Here is a 2,500-nt window from a genome sequence, read left to right on the forward strand (position 1 = left end):
CTCCCCTACCCCACATACCCTAAGGTACGTAGCCGCAGCTTCGGTGTATAGCTTAGCCCCGTTACATCTTCCGCGCAGGCCGACTCGACCAGTGAGCTATTACGCTTTCTTTAAATGATGGCTGCTTCTAAGCCAACATCCTGGCTGTCTGAGCCTTCCCACATCGTTTCCCACTTAGCTATACTTTGGGACCTTAGCTGGCGGTCTGGGTTGTTTCCCTCTCCACGACGGACGTTAGCACCCGCCGTGTGTCTCCCGGATAGTACTTACTGGTATTCGGAGTTTGCAAAGGGTTGGTAAGTCGGGATGACCCCCTAGCCTTAACAGTGCTCTACCCCCAGTAGTATTCGTCCGAGGCGCTACCTAAATAGCTTTCGGGGAGAACCAGCTATCTCCAGGTTTGATTGGCCTTTCACCCCTAGCCACAAGTCATCCGCTAATTTTTCAACATTAGTCGGTTCGGTCCTCCAGTTGATGTTACTCAACCTTCAACCTGCCCATGGCTAGATCACCTGGTTTCGGGTCTAATCCTAGCAACTGTACGCCCAGTTAAGACTCGGTTTCCCTACGGCTCCCCTAAACGGTTAACCTTGCTACTAAAATTAAGTCGCTGACCCATTATACAAAAGGTACGCAGTCACACCACGAAGGTGCTCCTACTGCTTGTACGTACACGGTTTCAGGTTCTATTTCACTCCCCTCACAGGGGTTCTTTTCGCCTTTCCCTCACGGTACTGGTTCACTATCGGTCAGTCAGTAGTATTTAGCCTTGGAGGATGGTCCCCCCATATTCAGACAGGATATCACGTGTCCCGCCCTACTCGTTTTCACTGATTATGATGTGTCGGTTACGGGGCTATCACCCTTTACTGCGAGACTTTCCAGACTCTTCACCTGCATCATTAAAAGCTTAAGGGCTAATCCAATTTCGCTCGCCGCTACTTTCGGAATCTCGGTTGATTTCTCTTCCTCGGGGTACTTAGATGTTTCAGTTCCCCCGGTTTGCCTCCTGCTGCTATGTATTCACAACAGGATACTTACTTATGTAAGTGGGTTTCCCCATTCAGGAATCCCAGACTCAAAAGGTTATTACTACCTAATCTGGGCTTATCGCAAGTTATTACGCCTTTCATCGCCTCTGACTGCCAAGGCATCCACCGTGTACGCTTAGTCACTTAACCATACAACCCGAAAGGGTCTTAGCGTATGGCAACTAACCAAGGTTTTTGGTTGTCATTAAGAAGGGTTAATTCTCAATGACTGTTTGCCGGACTCAATTGTGAATCAAACTAAGTTTGATTCGAATACAAGACACTTGAATGTGTTTGTTGTGTTTATCTAATGAAAGATAAACATTGAGAACTTTTAAATTTGATTGAATTACTCGTAAGTAAATCAATCAGTCAGCTTTCCAAATTGTTAAAGAGCATGAGACTTTAAGAACCAGTGTTCTAAAATTCACATTTTCTAAAGACTCTCACAGTCGAAAAATCCAACCAGCGACATAAGAAGTGGTTTGGAGATTTAACTTCCAAGAATATTTAGAGAATGGTGGGCGATACCGGGCTCGAACCAGTGACCCCCTGCTTGTAAGGCAGGTGCTCTCCCAACTGAGCTAATCGCCCACTAAAAGTTTTAATTCCTTCGTGGAGAAAGAATGGTGGGTCGTGCAGGATTCGAACCTGCGACCAATTGATTAAAAGTCAACTGCTCTACCAACTGAGCTAACGACCCAATGGTATCCCGTAGGGGAGTCGAACCCCTGTTACCGCCGTGAAAGGGCGGTGTCCTAGGCCTCTAGACGAACGGGACACTGGATTGAAGAACTTGGGAGTTCTTCGTCTCTTTTACTTTCTAAACCTAATCAATCTGTGTGGACACTTATCGTGAATATCTTCGTATAAGGAGGTGATCCAGCCCCAGGTTCCCCTAGGGCTACCTTGTTACGACTTCACCCCAGTCATGAACCACAAAGTGGTGAGCGTCCTCCTCGAAAGGTTAAACTACCCACTTCTTTTGCAGCCCACTCCCATGGTGTGACGGGCGGTGTGTACAAGGCCCGGGAACGTATTCACCGTAGCATTCTGATCTACGATTACTAGCGATTCCGACTTCATGGAGTCGAGTTGCAGACTCCAATCCGGACTACGACGCACTTTTTGGGATTCGCTCACTATCGCTAGCTTGCTGCCCTCTGTATGCGCCATTGTAGCACGTGTGTAGCCCTACTCGTAAGGGCCATGATGACTTGACGTCGTCCCCACCTTCCTCCGGTTTATCACCGGCAGTCTCCCTGGAGTTCCCGACATTACTCGCTGGCAAACAAGGATAAGGGTTGCGCTCGTTGCGGGACTTAACCCAACATTTCACAACACGAGCTGACGACAGCCATGCAGCACCTGTCTCAGAGCTCCCGAAGGCACACCTGCGTCTCCGCTGGCTTCTCTGGATGTCAAGAGTAGGTAAGGTTCTTCGCGTTGCATCGAATTAAACCACATGC

3 tRNA genes and 2 rRNA genes (1 of these 5 cut by a window edge) are annotated in these 2,500 nt (G+C 48.4%); all 5 read right to left on the bottom strand.

What is annotated here, in order from left to right:
* Window positions 1-1,181: ribosomal RNA gene (locus CWO27_RS23340) — 23S ribosomal RNA — on the bottom strand; the annotation flags it as partial.
* Between the two features lie 368 nt (window positions 1,182-1,549).
* Window positions 1,550-1,625, bottom strand: a tRNA-Val gene (locus CWO27_RS23345).
* Between the two features lie 33 nt (window positions 1,626-1,658).
* Window positions 1,659-1,734 (bottom strand) — tRNA-Lys (locus CWO27_RS23350).
* A 2-nt stretch (window positions 1,735-1,736) separates the two neighbouring features.
* A tRNA-Glu gene (locus CWO27_RS23355) sits at window positions 1,737-1,812 on the bottom strand.
* 89 nt (window positions 1,813-1,901) lie between these two features.
* A 16S ribosomal RNA gene (locus CWO27_RS23360) occupies window positions 1,902-2,500 on the bottom strand (it continues 956 nt past the right edge of the window).

The sequence above is a fragment of the Vibrio sp. 10N.286.51.C3 genome (assembly GCF_003050065.1).
Classification (GTDB): Bacteria; Pseudomonadota; Gammaproteobacteria; order Enterobacterales; family Vibrionaceae; genus Vibrio; species Vibrio crassostreae.